Source organism: Naasia aerilata, from assembly GCF_030296595.1.
GTDB classification, from domain to species: domain Bacteria; phylum Actinomycetota; class Actinomycetes; order Actinomycetales; family Microbacteriaceae; genus Naasia; species Naasia aerilata.
On sequence record NZ_AP027731.1, the window covers coordinates 1,597,408 to 1,621,704 of the forward strand.

Sequence of the window (24,297 nt, forward strand, 5' to 3'; positions counted from 1 at the left end):
CCGATCCGACCCGGCGGGGGCTCTCCGGCGTGCCGGTATCCTGGCGGCGACGATCGCGAGGCGCGACCGACGGGGGAAACTGTGCTCGAGCGGAGCCTGGTGCACGGCAGGTTCTCCTTCGGAGTGCGCGCCGTCCGTTCGTCCTCGCCCGTTCGGGGCGTGCCCGATCCCCGCTTCTGGTGCGGGTGCCAGTCCGGCTGCGGGACCGCCGGGCCCTCGTGACCTCCACCGTCGACCGGCCGGCCCAGCCCGCGCCGCCCGCCGCGAAGCCCGCCCGTCCGGGCCCCGCGGTGCCGCCGGGTGGCGCCGGACTCGAGCCCCGACCCCCTGCAGGGCGGCGCGGTCCCGCGGTCCTGCGCGCCGTGCGGGCCGCTCCGGTCACCGTCCTGCTCGCCGTGCTGGTGCTCGCCGGCACGGCGGCGACGACCCTGGCGGGCTGGGGGACCGCGCAGCTCGGCGTATCCCCGCACTCCCTGCTCGCGGGGGAGTGGTGGCGGCTCGCCGCCGCCCTCGTGGTCTCCCCATCGCCGGTCTGGCTTCCTCTGCTGCTTCCGCTTCTGATCGGCAGCATCGGCTACGCGGAGCGGCGCCTCGGCTCCCTCGCCACGGCGATCACCTACCTCGCCACAGGGCTGGCGGGCACGCTGGTGGGCACGGCCGCCCAGTTCGCGCTCGCCGCCGTGCCGCGCTTCCTGCCCGGCATCGAGCTCGGCCAGTTCGTCCTGGATCCCACAGCGGCGATCTCGGGCACCCTCATCGCTGCGAGCTTCGTCTCCGGCCCGCTGTGGCGCCGCCGGATCCGGGTGGTGGTCGTCGCCACGGGCGTCCTCGCCGTGCTGCACGGCGGCGGCGCGGCCGACCTGTACCGCGTCGTCGCCGAGCTCGCCGGCTTCGTCGTCGGGGGCGTGCTGGTCCGCCGGTACCGGCCGCGACGGCGGCCGAGCAGTCACCGCGAGCTGCGCAGCCTGCTGGCCACGGTCGTCGCCCTCACCGCAGCGGGACCCCTCATCGCCATCACGACCCACTCCCGCATCGGACCCCTCGCGCCCCTGGCCGCTGCGCTCGCCGAGGGGTTCCCGCAGCCCGCGGACACCTGCTTCGGCGGATCGCCCGCCCTCGGCTGCGCCCAGGCGGTCCTGCTCGCCCGCCTCGATGACGCCGGCCCGGTCGTGCTCGCCCTCATGCCGCTCGTCGCCCTCCTCGTCGCCGCGGTGGGCCTCCGCCGCGGCCGCCGCAGCGCCCTCCTGCTCGCCGTGTGCGTCAACCTCGCCCTCGGCGCCTTCGCCTGCGCCTTCTACGTCGTGCTGCCGCTGACCGGGAACGGCTTCTTCCCGGGCTTCTCGGGGTACGACGAGGCGCGCGCCATGTCCGCGGTCGTGTCGGCGGCCCTCCCGCTCGCGATGGCGCTCCTCCTGCTCGCCTTCCGCCGGGAGTTCCCGGTGCTCACGCCGCGCGGCACCGTGCGCCGCTACCTGGTGTTCCTTGCCGCGGCCGTCGCCGTGCTGTGCGCGCTCTACGTCGGCGGCGGCGCGCTGCTCGCCGACGGCTGGACGCCGCGAGCGAGCGTCGCCGCGCTCATCGCCGACCTGCCCGAGCGCTTCGTTCCCCCGGCTACGTCTTCACCGACGTGGCGGAGTTCCTGCCCACCTCGTGGCAGACTCGGCTCCTCTTCCACTGGATCGGTCCCGCACTCTGGCTGGCCTCGCTGGCAGGCGCGCTCCCGCTCTTCCTCGGCTCGGCTCGCGTGCCCGAGACGAGCCCCGCCGGGCAGCTGCGGCGACTGCTCCTGCAGCAGGGCGGCAGCTCGATCGGCCACATGGGCACGTGGCCGGACACCCTGCACTGGGTGTCCGAGGACGGCAGCGCCGCGGTGCCCTACCGGCTGGTCTCCGGCGTCGCGCTGACGGTGGGCGGCCCCATCTGCGCGCCCGAAAGACGCTCCGACGCCGTCATCGGCTTCGCGCGCCACTGCTACGAGCACGGGTGGCTGCCCTCCTTCTACAGCCTCCGCGAGGAGGACTACGCCGACGTCTTCGCCTCGCTCGGCTGGGCGACCGTGCGAGTGGGGGAGGAGATGGTGCTCGACCCTCGGACCGCCTCCTTCTCGGGACGCGCCTTCCAAGTCATCCGCACGTCCGTGAACGGGGCTCAGCGGCTCGGCATCGAGGCCCGGTGGGCGCGGTACCGCGACCTCTCCCGGCAGGAGTCGCTGCAGATCCGCGAGATCTCCGAGCAGTGGGTGGCGGAGAAGGGGCTGCCCGAGATGGGCTTCACCCTCGGCGGCCTCGACGAGCTGGATGACGCGGACGTGCGGCTCCTCGTGGCCGTCGACGGGGACGGTGTGGTGCACGGCTTCACCAGCTGGCTGCCCCGATTCCGGAACGGCACGGTCGTCGGCTGGACCCTCGACGTGATGCGCCGCCGAGCGGACGGGTTCCCCCGGGTCATGGAGTTCCTCATCGCGACGGCCGTGACCCGGTTGGGCCGGGACGGCATCGAGGAGGTGAGCCTCGCGGCAGCGCCGCTCGCCTCCTCGGTCCCCACCGCCGCTTCGGCCGTGCTCGACGCCCTCGCGCGGGGCCTCGAGCCGGCCTACGGCTTCCGCTCGCTGTTCGCCTTCAAGGCGAAGTTCCAGCCCCGGCGCCTTCCGCTCCTCGTCGCGACGCCCGACGCGCTCGCCCTGCCGATCGTCGCGCGAGCGGTGCTGCACGCCTACCTCCCGGAGACCTCCGCCCGGTCTCGCCTGCGCATGCTCGCGGGCCTCCTGCGGAGGCCGCGCATCCGGGCGGCGGCGCCTGCTCACGGGCACTGACACACGGTCGTCCCTCGAGGAAAACGGCGCGCCGGGCAGGTTCCGAAATGTCCCCCGAGGAGGGGGCGTGTACCCCTTACTGGTCGGAATCAGGCCAACGAAGTGGCGGAAATCCTGCACTTCGGGGGGCGAAGCGTACCCCGCCTGTCCCTGTAAATACCGACTGTGCGGAAACCGTCCCGTTGGCACGATTGTTCTTGTCGGTGCTCCCCTCGCGGAGCGCCACCGGGCACTCGCCGACTAGGGTAAGCGGGCGAGTGATCTGGGGGCGAGTCAGGGTGATATTCGGGTTATCACCCTGACTCGGGTCTTGGTGAGGGCCGGTCCGTGTGGACCGGCCCTCGTCTTTTTCCGCGTCCTTTTGTTCGGATTGCTGTGCTGGGGGCGCGGTGGTCGGGGCGCGGTCGCTTCTCAGACAGTTGCGCGCCAAGCATGGCGCGCAAAACTCGCCTCGACCGCGCCCCGACCACCGCTCTGCGAGCGAGTGGACGATCCGGAGATGGTGGGGTGGGGCCGTCCGTCACGTGGGGGAGAGGATGGGTAGGCGCTCCTTCGCATTCCCTCTCGTCGCCGCCCCCAACGGATGATTGAGGCGCGGCCGAAGGTCGCGTCTCGAAATCAGGCCCGTTCCCCCGACCGATGATTGAGGAGCGGCCGCAGGGCGCGTCTCGAAATCAGCCCGTCGTTTGTGGTGGGCCGTCCCGTCCCCGGCGTCAGTGCCAGGTGGAGGGGAGGTGGGCGCGGAGGTCGCGGATGCTGCGCTCCCAGCCCGACGGCGTGCGCCGCTTCGGCGTCTCGCGGCGCTCCGAGGGCGTGGCCGTCGCCTGCAGGACCGCCAGGACGGCGGCGAGCTCCTCGTCCGTCGGCGTGCCCCGCACCACGCGGACGTCGAGCGGCGCCGCGTCCTCTGCGCTCTCGGTGCTCACAGCGGGATGTTGCCGTGCTTCTTCGGCGGCTGGTCCGCGCGCTTCGTGCGCAGAGCGCGCAGCGCCTTCACCACGACGATGCGGGTGGCGGCCGGCTCGACCACGCCGTCCAGCTCGCCGCGCTCCGCAGCCAGGAAGGGGCTCGCCACGTTGTACGTGTACTCGTTCGCGAGCCGCGTGCGCACGGCGGCCACATCCTCCCCGGCCTCCTCGGCCCGCCGGATCTCGCCGCGGTAGAGGATGTTGACCGCGCCCTGGCCGCCCATCACGGCGATCTCCGCGGTCGGCCACGCGTAGTTGAGGTCGGCGCCGAGCTGCTTCGATCCCATGACGATGTAGGCCCCGCCGTAGGCCTTGCGGGTGATCACGGTGACCAGCGGGACGGTGGCCTCGGCGTAGGCGTAGAGGAGCTTCGCGCCGCGGCGGATGACGCCCGTCCACTCCTGGTCGGTGCCGGGCAGGTAGCCGGGCACGTCGACGAGGGTGAGGATCGGGATCGAGAAGGCGTCGCAGAACCGCACGAACCGGGCGGCCTTCTCTCCCGCGTCGATGTTCAGCGTCCCGGCCATCGCGCTCGGCTGGTTCGCGATGATGCCCACCGACCGGCCCTCGATGCGGCCGAAGCCGACCACGATGTTGGGCGCGAACAGGGGCTGCGTCTCCAGGAACTCGCCGTCGTCGACGATGTGCTCGATCACCGTGTGCACGTCGTACGGCTGGTTCGGGGAGTCGGGGATGACGGTGTTCAGCCGCCGGTCCGCGTCGGTGATCTCGAGCTCCGCCTCCGCCTCGTAGACGGGCGGCTCGGACAGGTTGTTGTCCGGCAGGTAGGACAGCAGCGTGCGCGCGTAGTCGAGGGCGTCGTCCTCGTCGCTGGCCAGGTAGTGCGCGACCCCGGACCGGGTGTTGTGGGTGAGCGCGCCGCCGAGCTCCTCCATGCCGACGTCCTCGCCGGTCACCGTCTTGATGACGTCCGGCCCGGTCACGAACATCTGGCTCGTCTTGTCGACCATGATCACGAAGTCGGTGAGCGCCGGGGAGTAGACGGCGCCGCCCGCCGCGGGTCCCATGACGATCGAGAGCTGCGGGATCACGCCGGACGCCGCGGTGTTCCGGCGGAAGATCTCGCCGTACTTCCCCAGGGCGACCACGCCCTCCTGGATGCGCGCGCCGCCGGAATCCAGGATGCCGATGATCGGCACGCCCGTCTTCAGCGCGTGCTCCATCACCTTGATGATCTTCTCGCCCGCGACCTCGCCGAGGGAGCCGCCGAAGATCGTGAAGTCCTGGGAGTAGACGGCGACCTGGCGGCCGTGGATTGTGCCGAGCCCCGTGACGACCGCGTCGCCGTACGGCCGCTTCTTCTCCATGCCGAAGGCGTGCGTGCGGTGCCGCACGAACTCGTCCAGCTCGACGAAGGACCCGTGGTCGAGCAGCTGCTCGATGCGCTCGCGGGCGGTCTTCTTGCCCTTCGCGTGCTGCTTCTCGATGGCGGCCGCGCCGCTCGCGGTGACCGCCTCGTGGTACCGCTCGCGCAGGTCCTGGAGCTTCCCGGCCGTCGTATACAGGTCCGCGGGAGCCGGTGCGGCGGCGTCGCCGACGACCTTCCGCTCCCCGTCGCCCACGCCGGCCAGGTTCGTCTCCGTCACGCCGTTCACCCTACCGGCCCCCTTCTCCGCGCCCCCGTTGACGTTTCGCACAAAGCCGGTGCCGTGATGCGGTGCGAGTGCGCCCCGCAGACGCCCGATTTCTGCAGCCCGGCCCTCCCGCGGATCAGGCAATGCCTGCGCGGAGACGGCGTGTCTTCCTGAACCGCGTGCGAAATACGGCCGGAGGCCTGAACGGCGTGAATCCTCCTGATCCGCGCAGATGGCGGCGGAGCGGTCAGCGGGACCGGAGGCGGGGCGCCACAGCCCGGAGGCGGCGCAGCACGGCCCGGAGGCGGCGCTCGACGCCCCACACCGTGACCCGGGCCATCGCCTCGAGGACGATCGCGTTGTTCATCTTGCTCGTGCCCGCCGTGCGCTCGCGGAACTCGATGGGGAATTCGGAGATGCCGAATCCGGCGTCGTGCAGGCGGATCGTCATGTCGATCTGGAAGCAGTAGCCGCGCGAGTGCACGTCGCGCAGGGGCAGCGCGTCGAGCGCGCTCGTGCGGTACGCGCGGTAGCCGGCGGTCGAGTCCCGGACCGGCAGGGACAGCATCCAGCGGGCGTACGTGTTGCCGGCCCGGCTGAGCAGCTGGCGGAAGGGCGACCAGTCGACGACCGTCCCGCCAGGGACCCACCGGGAGCCGATGACCACGCCCAGGGACGGGTCCGCCTCGAGGGCGTCCATCATCGCCGGCAGCGAGGCCGTCGGATGGGATCCGTCCGCGTCGAGCTCCACGACGGCGGGGTAGCCGAGCACCATCGCCCGGTGGAATCCGGAGAGATAGGCCCGGCCGAGCCCCTCCTTGCCGGCCCGGTGCAGCACCGAGACGCGCGACTCCTCGGCGGCGAGCCGGTCGGCGAGCTCGCCGGTTCCATCCGGGCTGGAGTCGTCGACCACGAGGATGTCGAGGTCGGCGTTCAGGTCGAGGACCCGACGCACGACGGCGTCGAGGTTCGCGATCTCGTTGTAGGTCGGGATGACGACGAGTGCGCGGCCCCGCGGGGGAGTGTTCGCCGATCGGGGCACACGTCCGATCCTAGGCGGGCGGCCGGGCGTGTTCCGGACGCCTCCCAGTAGCGTGGGAGCGTGGATCTCGAGCGCACGGCCGAGCTCGCCGCGCGGATCGCCGTGCTGCCGAGCGCGGGCTCCACCAACGACGAGCTGGTCGCGCGCGCCGGTGGCGCGGACCCGTGGCCGCACCTCTCCGTGGTCGCCACCGACGACCAGACCGCCGGCCGCGGACGTCGCGGACGGGTCTGGTCCGCTCCGGCCGGGACCTCGCTCGCCGCCTCCGTGCTGCTGCGCCCCACGCTTCCGGCGGACGCTCTCGGCTGGGTGCCCCTCCTCACCGGCCTGGCCGTCACGCGCACCCTGCGCCGGCTGGGCGCGGAGGCGAGCCTCAAGTGGCCGAACGATGTGCTGATCGGGGAGCGCAAGGTCTGCGGCATCCTCGCCGAGCTGCTGCCGGGCGGCGGAGGCGTGGTGGTGGGGGTCGGGATCAACCTGACGCTGACCGCCGACGAGCTGCCCGTGCCGACGGCGACGTCTCTCGCGCTCGAGGGCGTCTCGGCCGATGCCGACACCGTGCTGGCGGGCGTACTCGGCGATCTGACCGGTCTCCTCGACGCGCTGGTCGCCGCCGACGGGGACCCGGACCGAAGCGGCCTCCGCGCCGCCGTCATGGCCGCGTGCTCGACCCTCGGCCGTGCGGTGACCGTGGAACTGCCGTCCGGGGAGCTCCTGCGCGGCACTGCGGCCGGTCTGGGGGCGGATGGTCGCCTGGAGGTGCGGCCCGACGCCGCCTCGCCCGGCCTCGACCCGAAGATCGTGTCCGTGTCGGCGGGCGACGTGACTCACCTGCGGTATTAATAGGTCATGGCGAGCGGGGCCGGCACGACCGACGCCGCGGTGGGGCAGTCTCGGCGCGGGCGCTCCAACGCGCCCGGAGAGGCGATCGGCGCTCCGAAGCGCGGATCGTCATCGGAGAGCGTCGTCGCCCGGATGCACTCCTCTGCCCGCCGGCTGATCCTCCCCGGCATCGCGGTGCTCGCGGTGTGCGGCGCCGCCGGCTACTTCACCGGCCGGATGCCAGAGCCGTGGGAGAACACGGCGCTGCCCTTCGCGGCCCTCGTCCTGATCGTGCTGCTGGGCGTGATCCCGTTCCTCCGCTGGCTCGGGCGGGTCTACACGCTGACCACGCGGCGGATCGTGCTGCGCCGCGGCCTCGTGATCCGGAGCCGGCAGGAGGTCCTGCTCACGCGCGGGTACGACGTCACTCTGCGCCGCGGCCCCTTGCAGGCGATCTCGGGCAGCGGCGACATCATCGTGGACACGGGCGGCGAGGACCCCGTCGTGCTCAAGGACGTCCCCGCCGCCGTTCAGGTCCAGGCCGCCCTGGCCGACCTCATGGAGCTCAGCACGCACGTCGTCGGCACCAAGCGGCAGCAGCAGATCCAGGCGACCCGGCGGCCGTTCGACCCCTGAGTGCCGTCACGTCCGCGGTCGATCGCGGGTCCGCCCGCTCGCACCGGGGAGTGGGGCGACTTGCCGAAAAATCACGCTAAGGAGCGTTAGAAGCGTGATTTTGTGGCAAGTCGCCCGGTGCTGGGTGCGCCCGGGGTCCGTGAGGGACGTGCGGTTCGCAGGCCACTCGGCACGGGGTGCTGGTTGGGCTCAAGACGCAGCATGGGTGGGGTGGTGCGTGACGCCTGGTGCTCTGAACGGGGAGGGGCGCCGAGCGCGCGGCCTCATCGCCGAACGCACCCCGTGCCACCGAGCGCGCCCCGTATACGAGGTGCGCTCGGTGCTACGGGGTGCGCTCGATGAGGAGTGCGAGGCACCAAGCGCACAGGCGGTCGCCGAACCGCTGCGGAGCTCAGGAGCCGCTGGACTCCGTGACCGCGGTGGCGGGGACCCGGCGGCGGCGAGGCCGCCCCGTCCGCTCGGGGTGGTACACCCAGTAGCGGTACAGCGAGAAGCGGACGACCGATCCGAGGATCAGGCCGATCACGTTGCCCGAGATGTTGTCGGCGAGCAGCGACGTGTAGCCGAGGGCGTAGTGCGAGATCCACAGGCAGCCGAGCCCGACGCCCATCCCGAGCAGGCTCACGGCGAGGAACTCGATGCCCTCGCGCCCGCTGTCGGCACGACGGTGAGGACCGAAGGTCCAATATCGGTTGCCGACCCAGTTCGCGGCGATCGCGACCGCCGTCGAGATGGTCTTCGCGAGGATGGGCCCCTGCCCGTGCATCTCCGGCGCCAGAAGCGTGAGCCGAAGGGCGTTGAACACCGCGAGATCGAGCACGAAGCCGACGCCCCCGACGAGGGCGAATGCGAAGAGCTGGCGGACCAGCCTTCCCACCTGTTCTCCGGTGGTGGCGCCGCCCGGACCGCGGGTGGGATCAGCCATGCAGGAAGTCCGCTCCGATAGGACAAGATTGTGCGGGAGTCGTCAGTCTAGATCAGCAGGGGGATCATGAACCTGAGCGTTGGGGTCGTGGGCGGAGGGCAGCTCGCCCGCATGATGATCCCGGCCGCGGTCGAGCTCGGCATCGAGCTCAAGGTGCTGGCGGAGGCCGAGGGGTCGTCCGCCCGGCAGGCCACGACCATGGTCGGCGACTACACGGACGCCGCGACCGTTCTCGCCTTCGCCGAGACGGTGGACGTCGTGACCTTCGACCACGAGCACGTCCCGCAGCCGGTGCTCCGCGAGCTCGTCGCGCACGGCGTCGCGGTGCGTCCCGGTCCGCACGCGCTCCTCTACGCGCAGGACAAGCTCCTCATGCGCGAGCGGCTGTCGGGTCTCGGCCTGCCCGTTCCCGATTGGGCGCGCATCCGCACCGCGGAGGACCTCGACCGATTCCTGGCGGACCACGACGGCCGCGCCGTCGTGAAGACCCCGCGCGGCGGGTACGACGGCAAGGGCGTCCGCGTCGTCACCTCCTCGTCGGATGCCGCCGACTGGCTGGCCGAGGGCGAGCTGCTGGCGGAGGAGGCGGTCGTGTTCCGTCGCGAGCTCGCGCAGCTCGTGGCTCGCCGGCCCTCGGGGAGACCGTCGCCTGGCCGGTCGTCGAGACGGTACAGCGCAACGGCGTCTGCGCGGAGGTCGTGGCGCCCGCACCCCGGGCGGCGGGGCGGGTGGCCGACCTCGCGTGCGACATCGCGCTCCAGGTCGCCGAGGCGATCGACGTGGTCGGAGTCCTGGCGGTGGAGCTGTTCGAGACCGCCGACGACCGGGTCCTCGTCAACGAGCTCGCGATGCGGCCTCACAACTCGGGCCACTGGACCATCGACGGGTCCACGACCAGCCAGTTCGAGCAGCACCTGCGCGCGGTCCTCGACCTCCCGCTGGGCGCAACGGGCAGCCGGGACCCGTGGAGCGTCATGGTGAACATCCTCGGCGGCCCGCAGACCGGGACCCTGGCCGACCGCTATCCCCGAGCCTTGGCGGTGGAGCCGGTCGCGAAGGTGCACGGCTACGGCAAGGAGCCGCGGCCGGGTCGGAAGGTCGGGCACGTGACCGTGACCGGCACCGAGCTCGACGACGTCGCCTACCGCGCCCGCGCGGTCGCCGCGGTCTTCGAGTAGCGCGGCGGCGTTTCCTCCGCGGAGAGGGGCCTCCCGCCCCCTACCGTGTCTCCTGCCATGAGACTCGATCAGATCGCCGCCCGCAGCTCCGCCGTCGTCGCCCTCGCCGCAGTGCTCCTGCTGTCCGGCTGCACCGCGGGGGTGCCGGTGTCGGCAACCTCGCCGATCACGTCGGACACCGGCGCGTCGAGCGCGGCGCCCGCCCCGGCGCCGATTCCGACGGACGAGCCCGAGCCCTCCCGCGCCCCCGATGCCCCCGAGCAGACCAACGTCCCTCCGGCGGAGTGGACGAATGAGGAGCTCATCGGGGCCTGCAAGGTGGAGTGGAACAACGCGGGAGCTACCGACTGGAGCCAGTTCTCCCCGGACGCAATGGTGGAGCCCCGCGGTGACTCCTACTACGTGGCGTTCAAGTCCAACGTGACCGCCGAGGTTCGCGACTGCACGATCAGCGGAACACCCTCTGCATCCAGCGTCACCATGGGCTCCTGACTCCCTGCGGAGCGCCGCCCGCATAGTCCACGACGCGCCCCCGCCGGAGGATGCCGCGTGCCCCCAGTCAGGGGGAGTCTCTGCGCGATTCCCCTGACGAGCGGCGAGATGTTGCCTACCATGTGGGGACATGCGCGAGAGCGCACGGCGCAGGGGGTGTGCCGCATTGCTTCAAACTGGGGGTCCGAAAACCATGCGACGAAAGAGCGCGATCGGGCGGATCCTGCTGTCCCTGACGGCGGCTGCAGCCGTCGTGGCGGGTGTGCTGACCCCGGGGCTGGCCCAGACCGCCGAGGCCGCGGATCTCTCCGCCTTCCGGGCGGGAAGCATCATCAGCGACGGCCTGATGTACAACAGCGGCGCCATGAACGAGCAGCAGGTGCAGGCGTTCCTCAACGCCAAGGTGCCGGTCTGCCAGTCCGGCTACACCTGTCTAAAGGACTACCGCGAGAACACCCCGACGATCGCGGCGGATCCGATGTGCGGCACCTATCAGGGTGTGGCCTATGAGTCCGCGGCGACGATGATCGTCAAGGTCGCGCGCTCCTGCGGGATCAACCCGCAGGTCCTCCTGGTGATGCTGCAGAAGGAACAGGGGCTGGTGGCCGACAGCTGGCCCGCCTCGCGGCAGTATCGCTCGGCGATGGGAGCCGGCTGCCCGGACACCGCCGACTGCGACGTGAACTACTACGGCTTCTTCAACCAGCTGCACTACGGCGCGTACCTGCTGAAGCGCTACACGCAGCCCGCGGGCACCGGCTACGGCACCAGCTACTCGACCCGGTTCGACCAGATGTATCCGGTCCGCCAGACCAGCGCGATCTCCTACCAGGCGAACCGCCCGGACTGCGGCACCAAGTCGGTGTATGTGGAGAACCAGGCGACCCACAGCCTCTACGTCTACACGCCGTACACCCCCAACCAGGCGGCGCTCAATGCCGGCTACGGCCTCGGCGACGGCTGCTCCGCGTACGGCAATCGCAACTTCTTCAACTACTTCAGCGACTGGTTCGGCTCCACCCAGGTGGAGGTCGGAACGCCGTTCGCCGCCTACTACCAGGCGAACGCCAGCTGGCTCGGCTACCCGACGTCCGGATACTCCTGTGCGGCGCCCGGCGGGTGCAGCCAGCAGTTCTCCGGCGGCGCGATCGTCAAGGCCACTGCCGGCAACGTCCAGGGCGTGCGCCCGGGATACCTCGGCGCCTGGTCCAACTACGGACGCGAGTACGACTGGCTGGGCTACCCGACGACGGATGAGCGCTGCGACATGGGCGGCGGCGCCTGCCGCCAGGAGTTCCAGGGCGGCTGGATCGTCCGGAGCGACCGGATCGGCTACCGGGTCGTCCCGACCACCGAGCGGAACGCGTGGGGCAACTGGGGTCGCGAGTACGGCCTCGTGGGGCTGCCGCTGACGGACCGCTGGTGCAACTCGTCCATGTGCGTCCAGGAGTTCGACGGAGCGTGGCTCGTCACGAGCACCGCGGGCGGGCTGCGGGTCGTCCCCAACGAGGTGCGCCCGGCATGGGGCAACTGGGGCCGTGAGACCGGCATGCTGGGTGTGCCGATCGGCGACCCGAGCGTTCCCGGCGGCGCCACCTACCAGCAGGCGTTCGCCGGCGGCGTGATCTCGGTCACCAACGGCGTCGGCGCCGTGACGTCGAGCACCGACCCGTGGTGGGACACGCTCATCAAGTCCCCGTGGCTCGGCGCCTCGACCGGTCCGCAGTCCTGCACCCTCAAGGGCGGCGCCTGCTACCAGCCGTACACCAACGGCTGGGTCGTGAAGGCCCCGACCGGTGTGTTCGCAGTGCCCACCTCCGTGGTGAAGACCTGGGGTGCATACGGCCGGGAGTACGACATCCTCGGCTTCCCGACCGGCGCGCCGTCGGCCGTTCCCACCTCCGGCACGTACACCCAGACCTTCCAGGGCGGGACGATCACCGCGACCGGCGCGAACGCGGCCGTGACCTCCAGCACGGATCCCTGGTGGAACGCGATCCTCACCTCGCCCTGGCTGGGGTCCGCGACCTCGGGTCAGTCCTGCAGCCTGAAGGACGGCGCGTGCTACCAGGCCTTCGCCGGCGGCTGGGTCGTCAAGAGCAAGGCGGGCATCTACGCGGTGCCCAGCGCCGTCGTGAGCACGTGGGGCTCGTGGGGTCGCGAGTACGCGATCCTCGGGTTCCCGACGAGCGCGCCCTCCGCGGCGCCGTCCACCGGGTCGTACACCCAGTCCTTCCAGGGCGGCGTCATCACCTTCCAGAACGGCGGGGCGGCGCTGACCTCCACGACGGATCCCTGGTGGAACACCATCGTCAGCACGAGCTGGCTCGGCTCCTCCACGGGCAGCCAGTCCTGCGGGCTGGCCGGCGGCGGCTGCTACCAGCCGTTCGCGAACGGCTGGGTCGTCAAGAGCCCGGCGGGCATCTACGCGGTGCCGGCGTCGGTCGTGCAGGCCTGGGGCTGGTACGGCCGTGAGCAGGGCAACCTCGGCTATCCCACCGGCGCTCCGACGGCGGATCCCTCGACCGGCAACTTCTCCCAGTCCTTCCAGGGCGGGTCGATCGCCGCAACCAACGGGTCCATCGGCGTGACGGTGGCGAACCCGTGGCAGGACACGATCGCGGCCTCCCCGTGGCTCGGCGCAGCCACCCCCGGCGTCAACTGCACCCTGAAGGGCGGGAACTGCTACCAGCAGTTCGCGAACGGCTGGGTAGTGAAGAGCCCGGCCGGCATCTACGCGGTGCCCGCCGGGGTCGTGCAGGCCTGGGGCTGGTACGGGCGCGAGTTCGGATCCCTCGGGTTCCCGACCGGAGCGCCGTCGGCCTCGCCGGCCACCGGCACCTACACGCAGACCTTCCAGGGCGGCGTCTTCACGGTCGTGAACGGAGCCATCTCGATCTCCTGATCGGCGTTCTGCCGACGGCGTACGGCAGCGGGGCGGGGGCGGGGGCGTCCCCGCCCCAGTCCGGCGTGGCGTCGCGGCGCGCCGGTGCGCCAATCGGGGTCACCGAGAGCGCCGGGTAGTGTCGACGCTCGATGAACCGTCCAGAGCCGATCCCCGCACTCACCGGTCTTCGCATCGTGGGCGCCGTCTGGGTGGCACTCTTCCACTTCCAGAGCCCGCTCTTCGATGCGTCGAACACCCTGCGGCTGCTGGAGCCGGTTCTGGCGTACGGGCCGAAGGGCGTGCCGCTCTTCTTCCTGCTGTCCGGCTACATCATCTGGCACAACTACGGATCGGCGCGGCTGCTCCGTTCGAAGCGCGAGCCGGTCCGCTTCTTCTGGCGCCGGGTGGCACGGCTGTGGCCGGTGAACGTCCTGGCCCTGGTCCTCGCGGTCCCCGTCCTCTGGAACGCGGTGATCGTCCACGACTACTGGGGCTCCGCCCACCCGGACTGGTTCTCGATCGGGGGCTTCCTCGGCTCCGCGATGATGGTGCAGGTCCTCGGCTCGCCGTATCCCATGGCGGTGTACCCCTGGAACGCGCCGTCCTGGAGCCTCAGCGCGGAGATGGTCGCCTATCTGATCTTCCCCGTGATCCTGTTCGCGGCGCTGCGGATCAAGGCGGCGCGGCTGCGGTGGCTGTGCGTCCCCGCCGCGCTCGCCCTCACGGTCGTCGCCTACCTCCCGGGATTCGACTTCCCCTACCGGTGGCTCCTTGACCTGATGCTGGTCTTCGTCGCCGGGGTGCTGCTGCGGGTCGCCGGTCGGCCCACCTTCAGCCCGCGGATGATGGCCGCGGTTCAGATCGTCGCGCCGGTCGCGGTCGTTCTCGCCTGCTACGCCGCGCAGCCGCTCCTGATCATGCCCTTCCTGGCTCTGTGGGTCTGGTCGCTCGCCGCCCCGACCGGCCCCGTCGTCGCGCTGATGACCACCAAGCCGATGCAGATCGCGGGGCTCTCGTCCTACTCGCTGTACATGCTGCACTGGGTGATCTTCGGCTACGGCTACCTGCTCACCGAGAACATGGTCCTGGTCGGCGTCGGCCGTGACCTGTTCGTCGTCGGCTGCCTCGCCGCCGTCGCGGCTGCGTCCTACCTCTGCTGGCGCTTCTTCGAGACCCCTGCCCGCAAGGTGCTCAACCTCGCGTTCGAGCGGGCGTGGCCCGGGCAGGGCAAGCAGACGGCCAGCGAGGAGATCCTCGAGGCGGACGCGGGCGTCGGCGCGGCCGCGCACGCTGCCGCGCCTGTCGTCGAGCGGGTGGGCGCGGACGCGTGAGAATCGCGCTGCGTCAGTCCGAAGCGGCTGAGGCGGCGAGCTCCTCGACCCGGTGGCGGGCGCGGAAGCCGAGCAGGGTCGCGGCCAGCTCGGGATCGGCGACGCTGAACGTGTCCTCGCCGGGCGGCACCGGCTCGTAGGCCTCGGAGGGGAACAGGCCCGCCAGGTCGGCGTTGCTGACGGCGCGACCGGTCCCGGCGTTGACGGCCGCGAAGCCGTCGAGCTCGGCATCGAGCGCCGAGGCGAACGCGCGAGCGACATCGTCCGCGTGGATGTAGTCGCGCACGAAGCGGGGGAGACCTGCAGCCGGGGCCTGTCCTCCGGGTCCGCGAGGCGGTTCAGGAGCGAGGCGGAGCAACCGGGTCCGTAGGCGTTGAAGATGCGCAGGGCGACGACGGACAGGCCCGAATGGGCGGCCGCCTCGAGCACGCTCTCGCTCTCCGCCTTGAGGCGGGCGTACTCCGAAGCCCCGTGCAGGGGAGCGGTCTCCGGGCGCGGCTCCCGCGTGCCCGTGCCGTAGACGGCGCCGCTGGAGGCGAACACCAGGCGCCGGGCGCCGGCGTCCCTGGCGTGGTCGGCGAAGTCGGCCAGAGCGTGCAGGTAGCGCCTCGTCGTGAACGGGTCCGCTGACGAGGGGTTGGCGAGATACGCGATCCGCTCGTACCCGTCCGCGAGAACGGCCGCGACGGACGCGCCATCGGTGACGTCGAGGGTCACCGGACCCCGCCGCGAGGCGAGGGCGGGCTGCTCGCCGGAGCGCCGCAGCTCGGCGGCGACCGCCGCACCGAGCGGGCTGGATGCGCCGACGATCAGCGTGCGGCGGGCGGTCACTGCAGCGCGTCGAAGCCGAACCGGACGAGCTCGGCCCGAAGCTCCGCGTCCGAGATCGTGTAGGTGCGCGTGCGCTCGAGGAGCGCGCGCGCCCACGCCACCGTCTCTCCGCGAGCGTGCTGGTCGTCCTCGCGCACCACGAATATCTTCGGATGCGTGGTGGCGTCGACCGAGCTGGCGCGGTAGGAGAGCTCCTCGTACATCTTCTCGCCCGGCCGCAGGCCGATGATGTCGATGGCGAGCGAGGGGTTCACAGCGTCGATGAGCCCGCGCGCGAGGTCCAGGACGCGCACCGGCTCGCCCATGTCGAGCACGAACAGGTCGCCGTGACGGCTCGACGTCGCCGTCTGGATCACGAGCTGCGCCGCCTCGTCGATCGTCATGAAGTAGCGCGTGATGTCGGGATGCGTGACGGTCAGGTTCTTGCCGGCGGCGAGCTGGCGGCGGAAGGTCTGCATGACGCTCCCCTCGCTCTCGAGCACGTTGCCGAAGCGCACCGCGGAGAGCACGGTGGAGCTCCCGGCGTCGAGGTCGCGCAGGATCAGCTCGCCGATCCGCTTCGTGGCCCCCATCACGTTCGTGGGGTGCACAGCCTTATCGGTCGAGACGTTGACGACCCGGCTCACGCCCGCACGGATGGCCTGGGTGACCACGTTGAGCGTGCCCCAGACGTTGTTGTTGAACGCCTCGACGGCGTTGTCCTGCATCAGCGGGACGTGCTTGTAGGCGGCGACGTGGAAGACGAACTCCGGCTTGTACTTGTCCATGAGCTGCGCGATGCGCCCCTCGGACTGGATGTCCGCCATCTCGAGGGCAAAGTTCGGGATGTCCGCCAGGCTGCGCCCGAGATGGAAGATCCCGCTCTCGGAGCGGTCGACGCAGACGACGAGCTCCGGGTCGAGCAGGTGGATCTGGGCGACGAGCCGGGATCCGATGGATCCGGCCGCGCCGGTCACGAGCACGCGCTTGCCGGCGAGCAGCTCGCGGGCGCTCATCATGTCGTGCTTGACCGGTGCCCGCCCGACGAAGTCGAGCACGTCGACGTCTGTGAGGTCGTCGATCGAGACCCGCTCGCGCGACACGATCCGGTAGGTCCTCGGGATGATCGCGAGCTCCACCCCGGGGCGGGGCACGCGCGACACGAAGTCGCGCAGCACGTCGCCGTCCGCCGAGGGGATCGCGAAGTACACGACGTCCACCCGCTCGCGCGCTGAGACCTCGGCGACGTCCTCCAGGCGGCCCAGGACGTCCGGGGCGTCCGAGGAGTCGTCGAGGAATCCCACCGCGACATCGCCTGCCGCGACCACATCCGCCGCGAGCGAGGTTCCCGCGGTGCCGCGGCCCGCGATCAGGACGCGCTTGCCTCCTGCAGGACCGGCGGCTGAAGGGCGATCGGCCGTTCCGGCCCCGTTGGCGTTGCTCATCGCCCTCGATCGTACCCGGCCCGATCCGGCGCCCCTCGTCGCCGCGAGGGCGGGCGTCAGCGCGCCGACGTGCCGCAGGCGAGGTCGGGCCCTGCGGCCTCTAGGGTGTCAGCCATGGCACATCGCGTGGCGGTCATCGTGCGGACCAAGGACCGGCCCTACTTCCTCCGACGGGCGCTGGCGGACATCGCCGGCCAGACCTTCACCGACGCCGAGGTCCTCGTCGTCAACGATGGCGGCGACGAAGCCGCGGTCCAGGCGGTGCTGGAGGAGTCGGGCATCCAGGACCGGATCACGGTGCTGAACACCCCGGGCAAGGCGGGCCGCTGCGCCGCCGCCAACGCCGGCATTCGGGCGACCACGGCTCCGTATGTCGTGCTGCACGACGACGACGACCTCTGGCACGCCGACTTCCTCCTCCGCACGGTCGCCACGCTCGACGAAAGCCCCGCCGACGCGGGAGTCGTGGTCGCGACCGAGATCGTCATCGAGGAGCGCAGCGAGGACGGCTGGTCGGCCGTCGGCCGGGCCCCGTTCTGGGAGGGCCTCACCGGGATCACCTTCACCAGCCTCCTCGAGGTCAACCGAGCCGTTCCGATCTCCTTCCTCTACCGCCGGTCGATCCATGACGAGGTCGGGTACTACGACGAGTCGCTCCTCACCGTCGAAGACTGGGACTTCTACCTGCGCGTGGCCGCGAAGCACCCGGTCGCCTTCCTGGGCGGCGAGGCGCTCGCGTTCTGGACGCATCGTCCGGCCGCGGAGGGCGCGGACAGCAACAGCATGTTCGAGCTCGCCGGCCAGCACTCCCGCGACGACCTCGCCGTCCGCGATCTCGCCCTGCGCGCCTGGGTGGCCGAGAACGGCCCCGGCCTGCCCCTCTACATCGCCCTCGTCGAGCGGCGGCTGAGGAGGACTTCAACCGCAGCCTCGAGCTGAAGCTCGACGAGCAGCGGCACCGGATCGTCGCGGAGATCAACGCGACGCACCCGTTCTGGTCGCGCGTGCGCCGGGTCCGGTCGAAGGTGCTGCGCGTTCTCGAGCGCCGCGCCATGACCGCGGGCGCGCAGGAGGAAGCCGCGGGCCGCTCGAGTCTTCTCGCGGCCTTCGGCCCTAGGGCTCAGCCGGCGCGCATCAGCGCGACGGCCTCCTTGCTGTCGCCGTCGAAGGCGATCTGGCCGCCGCGCAGCAGCACGCCGCGCTGGCACAGGTTCGACACCATGTTGAGGTCGTGGCTGACGACCACGAGCGTCTTGCCCTCGTCGTGGAGTCCGCGGATCCGGGCCAGGCACTTCTCCTGGAACGGCTCGTCGCCCACGGAGAGGATCTCGTCGATGAGCAGGATGTCGACCTCCGTGTGGATGGCGACGGAGAACGCCAGGCGGAGGAACATGCCGGACGAGTAGTGCTTCACCTCGGTGTCGATGAAGCGCTCGATCTCGCTGAACGCGACGATCTCGTCGAAGCGGGCCTCGGTCTCCCGCTTGGACATGCCGAGGATGGCGGCGTTGAGGTAGACGTTCTCCCGGCCGGAGAGATCCGGGTGGAAGCCCGCGCCCACCTCGATGAGCCCGGCGACCCGGCCTCGCGTGAGGACGCGCCCGTGGTCGGGTGCGAGGACGCCGGAGATGAGCTTGAGCATCGTCGACTTGCCCGAGCCGTTGAAGCCGAGCAGGGCGAGGGATTCGCCGCGCGCGACCGAGAAGGAGACGTCGTTCAGGGCGTTGAAGTCGGTCGTCAGCGGCTTCCGCTTCATCGCGGCGAGGAACGTCTCCTTGAGGGAGTGCGTGTGGCGCAGCTTGAACGACTTGCGGAGGTTCTCGACGACGATCGCCTCTTCCACCGCGGTCTGGGTGGTGTCAGAGCTCTTGAGCAAAGCGGCCCTCCAGGCGCCGGAAGACGAACTGCCCGAGCAGGAGCGTCAGCAGCGCGATCACGAGCCCGAGCATCCCGAACGTCATCAGGTCCGGCAGGGCCGCGGCCGAGTGCGGATCGAGCGGGAGCCAGAAGCCGGCGTGGGCCAGCTCCACCGCGGCGGTGATCGGGTTCAGCCGGTAGAGCGTGAACCCGACGGGGCCGAGCCGGTCGGCGACCGCGGTCCACGAGTACATGACGGGAGAGGCCCACACGGCGCACATGCCGATGATGTCGACCAGGCTCTGGGCATCGCGGTAGGCGACGTTGATGGCGCCGAAGAGCATCCCGAGCCCTGTGGCGAAGATCGCGACGATGATGAGGGACAGCAGGATGGCGCCGACGGCCGCGAGGAGAACTGCCAGCCGGAGAACAGCGCGATCACGATGACCACGACCACCTGCGGCAGCGTGTTGACCGTCGCGACGAGCATGCTCGCGACGGGGAAGAGCTCGCGCGGCACGAAGATCTTCTTGATCAGCGCCGCGTTGTCCACGATGCTCCGCGTGCCGTTCGAGAACGCCTCGGTGAAGAACGTCACCACCGTGATGCCCGACAGGAGATAGAGCGGGTAGAACCCGACGGAGCTGTTGAGCCGCAGGAAGATGCCGAGGGCCACGAAGAAGACCGCGAACTGGATCAGCGGCTTGACATAGGACCACAGCCACCCGAGCACGGAGCCGCGATACCGGATCTGCACCTCCTTGCGCACCAGGAGTGCGAGGAGGTGGCGCCGGCGGACGACATCGATGAGGCCCAGGCCGGAGCCGGGCGCGCGGAGGGGCACGCCCGATGCGGTATCGGTGGTCATGATCTCCCTTAGGACCGCTCCGTGCGGCCACCGGATTAGTGTAGGTGGCGCCGCGCACACAATGGACCAAGACGGACGGGGGAGCCTGTGGCCCGAACGCGCCCTCCGGCGGTCCTGCCCTCGCCCGCGCAGGCACACGCGTGAGCGCACCCGAGATCTCGGTCGTCGTGGCCGTCGGGCGTGCCGGGCGCGCCGTGCTCCCGAGCGTCCGCTCCGTGCTCGAGTCCCGCGATGCGGCGTCGCTCGAGGTGGTCGTCGTGTGCTCCCCGGCGGATGAGCGAGCGGTCCGCGCCGTCCTGTCCGGAGCCGGGCTCGACGCCCGGGTCGTGGTCGCGGAGGACGGGTCCCGATCGTCTCAGCGCAACGCCGGGCTCGGCGCAGCGCAGGGCGGCCTCGTCGGCGTGCTGGACGCCGGCGACCTCGTCTCGGACGGCTGGCTGCGTGCGGCGTCCGCCGCCGTGTCGGGAGCGGAGGGCCCGGTGGTCGCCCACCCCGAGACGGCCGTGAGCTTCGGCCGCCGGAGCGGCTGGTGGCCCCAGCCGGCGCACGAGGAGGGCGTGGTGCTGCTGCCCGTCGCCACCGCGTGGAGCTCGGCGGTGCTCGCCTCGGCCGAGACCTGGAGCCGGCTGCCGTATCCGGAGGCGCCCGACGCGGTCGCCGACGCCGCTTGGCAGGCCGCCGTCGTCGGGGCGGGCGTCCGCCATGCGGCGGTGCCCGGCACCCTCCACTTCCCGCGCGTGTGGACGAAGGCGGCTCCGTGGGAGCGGCACGCCGAGCTGCTTCCCCGCGTGCCTTTCCTGTCGAGCGAGATCTTCGCCGCCACCGTGCCCGCTCCGCGTGCCGAGCGCCGCCGCTCCGCGGACCTCGTCGTCCGGGGGCTGCCCGTCGGCCGGGCCGTCCGCACCGTGGCGGAGCCGTGGGTGCGCGGGGCCCGCCGCATCGCGCGGTCGCGCACCGGGGCGTTCCCCTCCTGGGTGCAGGAGGCCTGGCGGGCCGCCAACCGGCTGGAGCCGCTGGTGTCCTACCCGCGCGCCGACGTGGGCCGGTGGTACGAGCGGGTCGCGGAGACCCGCAAGCCGATCGAGCAGGCCGCGCGCGGCTACTGGTGGATGCTCGCGCGGGTAGGCTCGACCGTCGACTACCTCTTCTTCGCGCCCTGGGTTCGGACCGGGGAGGGGACACCGTGCTGCGCCAGTACGTCGCGGCCGTCGAGCGGCTCGACCCCGGTGCCCGCACCGCACTCATCACGACGGAGCCCGACCCCTCCCCGCAGCTGTCGGCGATGCCGGCCCACGTGCGCATCGCGGAGTCGCGACAGCTGCTCGAGGCGGGCCTGCACCGGGACGACCTGGTGGAGTCGATCGTCCCCTCCCTCATCGCTCAGCTGGCCCCCCACACGGTGCACGCGTTCAACTCCACGGTCGCCTTCGACGTCCTGGAGCAGCACGGCCCCGACCTGCCCTCTGCGCTGTTCCTCACGACCTTCGCGATCGACAGGTCGCCGGACGGCGAGCGGCTCTCCGTGCTCTTCCTGCGCCGGCCCGGGTTCCTCGACCCGGTGCGGGCTGTCCTGGTCGACAGCGAGCAGTTCGTCGACACGGCGGTCCGCGAGCTGGGGTACCCGCGGGAGAAGTTTGCGGTGCAGCGCAGCGTGGTCCAGTCCGTCGAGCGCCCGATGCCCTCGTCCGCGGGATCGCCGCTGCGCGTGTTCTGGGCGGGTCGGTTCGACCTGCCCAAGCGCATCGACATCCTGGCGAGGGTCGTGCGAGCCGCGCGCGACGCCGAATTCCCGCTGGAGATGCACTACTACGGGCTCGAGGTGATGGGCACCCCGGCGCTTTCCGCCAGCCTCGCCGAGCTCGAGGAGCTGGGCGCCGTCCGCCATCCGCCGTACAGCCGGTTCGCGGAGGTCCCGCTCGGCGACCTCGACGCGTACGTGCTGACCAGCGAGTGGGAGGGCGTGCCGCTGACGGTCCTGGAGGCGATGACCGCGGGGGTGCCCGTCGTCGCGCCGCTGGTCGGCGGCGTCGGCGAGGTCCTCAGCGCCGAGACGGGCTACCCGGTGCCGGCGTTCGATGACGCCGCCGGCTACGTCGCGGCCTTCGCCGCCATCGCGGCGGACTTCGGCGAGGCGCAGCGCCGCGCCGCCGCGGCGCAGCAGGCCGTGCGGCGGCGCTTCAGCACCGAGGCCTTCGACGAGGTGCTGCGCACCCTCGACGGCTACCTCCGCGAGGGCTGAGGCGAGCGCCCCGCGGCGGGAGCCGCGGCGAGCATCGCCGGAGAGATCAGGTCGCGCCCGATGGTCGCCTGGAACGCGCTCCAGGAGTGCTGCGCCTCGGCGTAGGCCCGCCCCCGCTCGATGACCGAGCGCCGAAGGCCGCGGTCGCCCATCATCCGCTGGATCGCGTCGGCGAACCCCGGGGCGTCGTCCGGCCCCGCCGTGAGCAGGCCGGTCTCGCCGTCGTGGATGATGTCCGGCACGCCGCCGACGGCCGAGGCGATGACCGGCAGGCCGAGCTGGAGAGCCTGCACCAGCACGAGCGGGAGCCCCTCGGACTTCGAGGTCAGCAGCAGCGCGTGGTACCGCGCGAGGTCGATGGACGAGAGCCCGCCGGAGTAGGGACCGCGATAGACGACGCCGGCCTTCTCCAGGTCCCGCATCAGCGCGCTGCCCTTCGACGACAGCACGCGCTGTCCCCACACCTCGATCACGGCGGGGACACCGCGCCGGCGAAGCTCGTCGGCGATAGCGACCAGGGCGTCCGGGCGCTTCTCGTCGTCGAGACGGTGAGGCCACAGCAGGCGGAAGGGGGTGCCATCGGTGAAGCGCTCGTCGTTGAACGCGGCGGACGAGGCGTCGTCGAGCGGCGCCTTCGTCGCCGCGGGCTGGCGGTGCACCAGGATCCTGCCGGGCGGCAGAGCGAGGATGTCCTCGATCAGCGCGGCCGTCGTCGTGTTGTCCGTGATCAGGCCGTTGAGATGGTCCAGGTAGGCGCGCTGGCTGTCGTCCGTGATCGGGTTGGTCGGGTAGCCGTCGCCGATGCGGTCGAACGCGAAGAGCGTCGAGTAGGCGTCCGTCCCGTCGAGGATCTGAGCCGCGTGGGCCTGCAGCGCCTCGGTGAAGTGGAAGCTGTTGACCGACACGATCAGCTTCGGCCGGGCGAGGACGATGATCTGCGCGAGCAGCCGCTTGCGCACGTGCGGCGGGAACGCGAGCCAGCGCTCGTCCAGGTGCGCGTAGGCGACCCCGTCCGGAACCATCTCGGGGAGCGTCTTCTCCTCCAGGTAGGTGCCGAGCATCGTCGTCCGGCCGCCGAAGAGCTCCGTCGACTGCAGCGCCCTCGCGTAGTTGATCGAGACGAGATCCGCGCCCCCGACCCCGACCCACGGGACGGCCACGAGTGCTCCGTGCCGCTCGCCGATCGCCGCGAGGGCGTCCTCGATGACCTCGGCGTAGCCATCGTCCCGGGCGCGCCACGCGGGCAGCTTCTCGAAGTCGTAGGCGGTCCACGAGATGGCGGGCTCGATCTCGGCCGCGGCCATGAGCGCGCCCTTCACGCTCAGCGAGGCGCGGCTCGCGTTGCGCCGCCCGGTCACCGCCCGGAGCGTCCAGCGTGCCGACTGGTACATGACCCGCTTGACGTCGTGGCTCAGCCAGCTCGTCGCGGCCCTCGCGACGGGCAGGGCGGTCGAGTAGACCTTGGCCGCGAGCTCCTGCGTGGTCCGCTTGCCCGCGGGCGCCTCGTCCGCGCTCACGATCGGCAGGTTGCGCCGGAGCCCCTCGAGGTCGAACTCCGGGAGGATCGAGACCGAGTGCCGGTTGTTGACGCCTCCGGTCTCGCGCACCCGGTAGAAGAAGACCGTGTCGGGTGCGAGGTCGTGGGTGATGCCCGCGGCGCTCGTGTCGATGTTCCAGATCCAGTCCTCGGGTCCGTAGCCGGCCTCCGGCGGGAGGGACCGGTACGGGTGCTCGAGGTAGACGCTTCGGCGGGTGACCGCCGAGGAGGGCCACAGGTTGTGGCGCATCAGGTCCCGGTAGCTGATGTCGTGCCGGCGCGTCGACTCGGCCCGCCAGAGCAGCGACCGTGCGCCGAAGTTGAGGATGTACTCGGGGTGCACGATCGTCGGCGTGTCCGCCGCGCGGAGCAGCCGCAGGGCCTCGGAGAAGTAGTTCGCGGACACGAGGTCGTCGCCGTCGACGAAGGCGACGAACTCGCCCGTCGCCTCCCGGGCGCCCGCGTTGCGCGACGCCCCGGACTCGCCGAGGTGCACCTCGTGGATGCGCACGGGGAAGGGCAGATCGGGCAGGTCCCGCCAGCGCTGCGCCTCCGCGAGCGTCCGCGCGTCGGCGTTGTCGCAGACGAGGAGGAGCTCGACCGTGTCTCCCGAGAGGGCGGCCAGAGCCGCCCGGATCGACCGGAGGGTGGGGCGCAGCAGCCGGCCCTCGCGGTGGGCGGTGACCACCACGGTCAGGTCGGGGCTCTGCGGAAGCGGCATCGAGATGTGGTCTCCAGACGTAGGGGCCAGGCCGGAGAGTCGGTGTGCCGACACCTGCGGCCCGAACATCGATTCTGACACGGAGGCATTGCTCCGCCCGCCCCGGCCCGCGGATGACGCCGTTCTGAGGCC

18 protein-coding genes and 3 pseudogenes are annotated in these 24,297 nt (G+C 71.6%); 10 read left to right on the forward strand and 11 right to left on the reverse strand.

Translation table 11 applies throughout. The features are described 5' to 3' along the window. Nucleotides 1-179 precede the first annotated feature (179 nt). Together QUE51_RS08610 and QUE51_RS08615 are read left to right on the forward strand one after the other, a co-directional pair. A complete protein-coding gene (locus QUE51_RS08610) occupies nt 180-1,904 on the forward strand; it encodes a hypothetical protein (RefSeq protein WP_286279099.1) in 1,725 nt (574 codons plus the stop codon). Then, complete coding sequence (locus QUE51_RS08615) at nt 1,817-2,812, forward strand: bifunctional lysylphosphatidylglycerol flippase/synthetase MprF (RefSeq protein ID WP_286279101.1); 996 nt, start codon at nt 1,817-1,819, stop codon at nt 2,810-2,812. The genes QUE51_RS08610 and QUE51_RS08615 overlap by 88 nt, the downstream gene beginning before the upstream one ends. Before the next feature lie 713 nt (nt 2,813-3,525). Here QUE51_RS08615 and QUE51_RS08620 read toward each other — a convergent pair. From QUE51_RS08620 to QUE51_RS08630, 3 genes are all read right to left on the reverse strand, one after another. Next, the gene (locus QUE51_RS08620) at nt 3,526-3,738 is read right to left on the reverse strand and encodes an acyl-CoA carboxylase subunit epsilon (protein ID WP_286279102.1); all 213 of its coding nucleotides are present in this window, start codon (nt 3,736-3,738) and stop codon (nt 3,526-3,528) included. Beyond that, nucleotides 3,735-5,363, reverse strand: a complete 1,629-nt coding sequence (locus QUE51_RS08625) for an acyl-CoA carboxylase subunit beta (protein WP_286279326.1) — start codon at nt 5,361-5,363, stop codon at nt 3,735-3,737. The genes QUE51_RS08620 and QUE51_RS08625 overlap by 4 nt, the downstream gene beginning before the upstream one ends. Nucleotides 5,364-5,622: 259 nt before the next feature. Continuing rightward, nucleotides 5,623-6,417 (reverse strand): polyprenol monophosphomannose synthase, encoded by a 795-nt coding sequence (locus tag QUE51_RS08630; protein WP_286279104.1) that lies wholly within the window; start codon nt 6,415-6,417, stop codon nt 5,623-5,625. Between the two features lie 60 nt (nt 6,418-6,477). Here QUE51_RS08630 and QUE51_RS08635 point away from each other — a divergent pair, with 60 nt between their 5' ends. Together QUE51_RS08635 and QUE51_RS08640 are read left to right on the forward strand one after the other, a co-directional pair. Beyond that, on the forward strand, nt 6,478-7,260 hold the full coding sequence (locus QUE51_RS08635; protein ID WP_286279105.1) for a biotin--[acetyl-CoA-carboxylase] ligase: 783 nt from the start codon (nt 6,478-6,480) through the stop codon (nt 7,258-7,260). A 6-nt stretch (nt 7,261-7,266) separates the two neighbouring features. Continuing rightward, the gene (locus QUE51_RS08640) at nt 7,267-7,875 is read left to right on the forward strand and encodes a PH domain-containing protein (RefSeq protein WP_286279107.1); all 609 of its coding nucleotides are present in this window, start codon (nt 7,267-7,269) and stop codon (nt 7,873-7,875) included. A gap of 391 nt (nt 7,876-8,266) precedes the next feature. On the opposite strand, the gene QUE51_RS08645 is transcribed toward QUE51_RS08640, so the two are convergent. Beyond that, nucleotides 8,267-8,800, reverse strand: a complete 534-nt coding sequence (locus QUE51_RS08645; RefSeq protein ID WP_286279109.1) for a GtrA family protein — start codon at nt 8,798-8,800, stop codon at nt 8,267-8,269. 66 nt (nt 8,801-8,866) lie between these two features. Between QUE51_RS08645 and QUE51_RS08650 the strand changes: the two are divergent. From QUE51_RS08650 to QUE51_RS08665, 4 genes and pseudogenes are all read left to right on the forward strand, one after another. Next, nucleotides 8,867-9,978: pseudogene (locus tag QUE51_RS08650) on the forward strand (5-(carboxyamino)imidazole ribonucleotide synthase). 57 nt (nt 9,979-10,035) lie between these two features. Next, nucleotides 10,036-10,470, forward strand: coding sequence for a hypothetical protein (locus tag QUE51_RS08655; protein WP_286279110.1), 435 nt, complete (start codon nt 10,036-10,038; stop codon nt 10,468-10,470). 193 nt (nt 10,471-10,663) lie between these two features. Further along, the gene (locus QUE51_RS08660) at nt 10,664-13,375 is read left to right on the forward strand and encodes an LGFP repeat-containing protein (protein ID WP_286279112.1); all 2,712 of its coding nucleotides are present in this window, start codon (nt 10,664-10,666) and stop codon (nt 13,373-13,375) included. Nucleotides 13,376-13,506: 131 nt separating this feature from the next. Beyond that, complete coding sequence (locus QUE51_RS08665; protein WP_286279113.1) at nt 13,507-14,688, forward strand: acyltransferase family protein; 1,182 nt, start codon at nt 13,507-13,509, stop codon at nt 14,686-14,688. A 13-nt stretch (nt 14,689-14,701) separates the two neighbouring features. Here the strand turns inward: QUE51_RS08665 and QUE51_RS08670 are convergent, their stop codons facing one another. The 3 genes and pseudogenes from QUE51_RS08670 to QUE51_RS08675 all read right to left on the reverse strand — a co-directional run bounded on the left by QUE51_RS08670 (nt 14,702) and on the right by QUE51_RS08675 (nt 16,943). Beyond that, nucleotides 14,702-14,974 carry an NAD-dependent epimerase/dehydratase family protein gene (locus QUE51_RS08670; protein ID WP_286279115.1) on the reverse strand — a complete coding sequence of 91 codons (273 nt, stop codon included), beginning with the start codon at nt 14,972-14,974 and terminating at the stop codon, nt 14,702-14,704. A gap of 80 nt (nt 14,975-15,054) precedes the next feature. Next, nucleotides 15,055-15,615: pseudogene (locus QUE51_RS17980) on the reverse strand (NAD-dependent epimerase/dehydratase family protein); the annotation flags it as partial. Next, on the reverse strand, nt 15,516-16,943 hold the full coding sequence (locus tag QUE51_RS08675) for a polysaccharide biosynthesis protein (RefSeq protein ID WP_286279116.1): 1,428 nt from the start codon (nt 16,941-16,943) through the stop codon (nt 15,516-15,518). The pseudogene QUE51_RS17980 and the gene QUE51_RS08675, both read right to left, overlap by 100 nt. A gap of 114 nt (nt 16,944-17,057) precedes the next feature. On the opposite strand from QUE51_RS08675, the gene QUE51_RS08680 reads away from it, so the two are divergent. Further along, nucleotides 17,058-17,882 carry a glycosyltransferase family 2 protein gene (locus QUE51_RS08680; RefSeq protein WP_286279117.1) on the forward strand — a complete coding sequence of 275 codons (825 nt, stop codon included), beginning with the start codon at nt 17,058-17,060 and terminating at the stop codon, nt 17,880-17,882. A 181-nt stretch (nt 17,883-18,063) separates the two neighbouring features. Here QUE51_RS08680 and QUE51_RS08685 read toward each other — a convergent pair whose 3' ends face one another. The 3 genes and pseudogenes from QUE51_RS08685 to QUE51_RS18375 all read right to left on the reverse strand — a co-directional run bounded on the left by QUE51_RS08685 (nt 18,064) and on the right by QUE51_RS18375 (nt 20,389). After that, nucleotides 18,064-18,786, reverse strand: coding sequence for an ABC transporter ATP-binding protein (locus QUE51_RS08685; RefSeq protein ID WP_286279328.1), 723 nt, complete (start codon nt 18,784-18,786; stop codon nt 18,064-18,066). Nucleotides 18,787-18,802: 16 nt separating this feature from the next. Beyond that, a pseudogene (locus tag QUE51_RS08690) lies at nt 18,803-19,668 on the reverse strand (ABC transporter permease). A 355-nt stretch (nt 19,669-20,023) separates the two neighbouring features. Next, entirely contained in the window at nt 20,024-20,389 is a 366-nt protein-coding gene (locus QUE51_RS18375; protein ID WP_286279118.1) for a hypothetical protein, read from the reverse strand. 462 nt (nt 20,390-20,851) lie between these two features. Between QUE51_RS18375 and QUE51_RS08700 the strand changes: the two genes are divergently transcribed. Further along, the gene (locus QUE51_RS08700) at nt 20,852-21,907 is read left to right on the forward strand and encodes a glycosyltransferase (RefSeq protein WP_286279120.1); all 1,056 of its coding nucleotides are present in this window, start codon (nt 20,852-20,854) and stop codon (nt 21,905-21,907) included. Here the strand turns inward: QUE51_RS08700 and QUE51_RS08705 are convergent. After that, a complete protein-coding gene (locus tag QUE51_RS08705) occupies nt 21,889-24,165 on the reverse strand; it encodes a glycosyltransferase (protein ID WP_286279121.1) in 2,277 nt (758 codons plus the stop codon). The two genes, QUE51_RS08700 and QUE51_RS08705, sit on opposite strands and share 19 nt — an antisense overlap. Nucleotides 24,166-24,297: the final 132 nt, after the last annotated feature.

Excerpts from the sequence above, each read along its gene's own strand:
- QUE51_RS08615 (WP_286279101.1), top strand. The coding sequence starts at position 1,817 with ATGGGCACGTGGCCGGACACCCTGCACTGGGTGTCCGAGGACGGCAGC.
- QUE51_RS08640 (WP_286279107.1), top strand. The coding sequence starts at position 7,267 with ATGGCGAGCGGGGCCGGCACGACCGACGCCGCGGTGGGGCAGTCTCGG.
- QUE51_RS08645 (WP_286279109.1), bottom strand. The coding sequence starts at position 8,800 with ATGGCTGATCCCACCCGCGGTCCGGGCGGCGCCACCACCGGAGAACAG.
- QUE51_RS08655 (WP_286279110.1), top strand. The coding sequence starts at position 10,036 with ATGAGACTCGATCAGATCGCCGCCCGCAGCTCCGCCGTCGTCGCCCTC.
- QUE51_RS08660 (WP_286279112.1), top strand. The coding sequence starts at position 10,664 with ATGCGACGAAAGAGCGCGATCGGGCGGATCCTGCTGTCCCTGACGGCG.
- QUE51_RS08665 (WP_286279113.1), top strand. The coding sequence starts at position 13,507 with ATGAACCGTCCAGAGCCGATCCCCGCACTCACCGGTCTTCGCATCGTG.
- QUE51_RS08675 (WP_286279116.1), bottom strand. The coding sequence starts at position 16,943 with ATGAGCAACGCCAACGGGGCCGGAACGGCCGATCGCCCTTCAGCCGCC.
- QUE51_RS08680 (WP_286279117.1), top strand. The coding sequence starts at position 17,058 with ATGGCACATCGCGTGGCGGTCATCGTGCGGACCAAGGACCGGCCCTAC.
- QUE51_RS08705 (WP_286279121.1), bottom strand. The coding sequence starts at position 24,165 with ATGCCGCTTCCGCAGAGCCCCGACCTGACCGTGGTGGTCACCGCCCAC.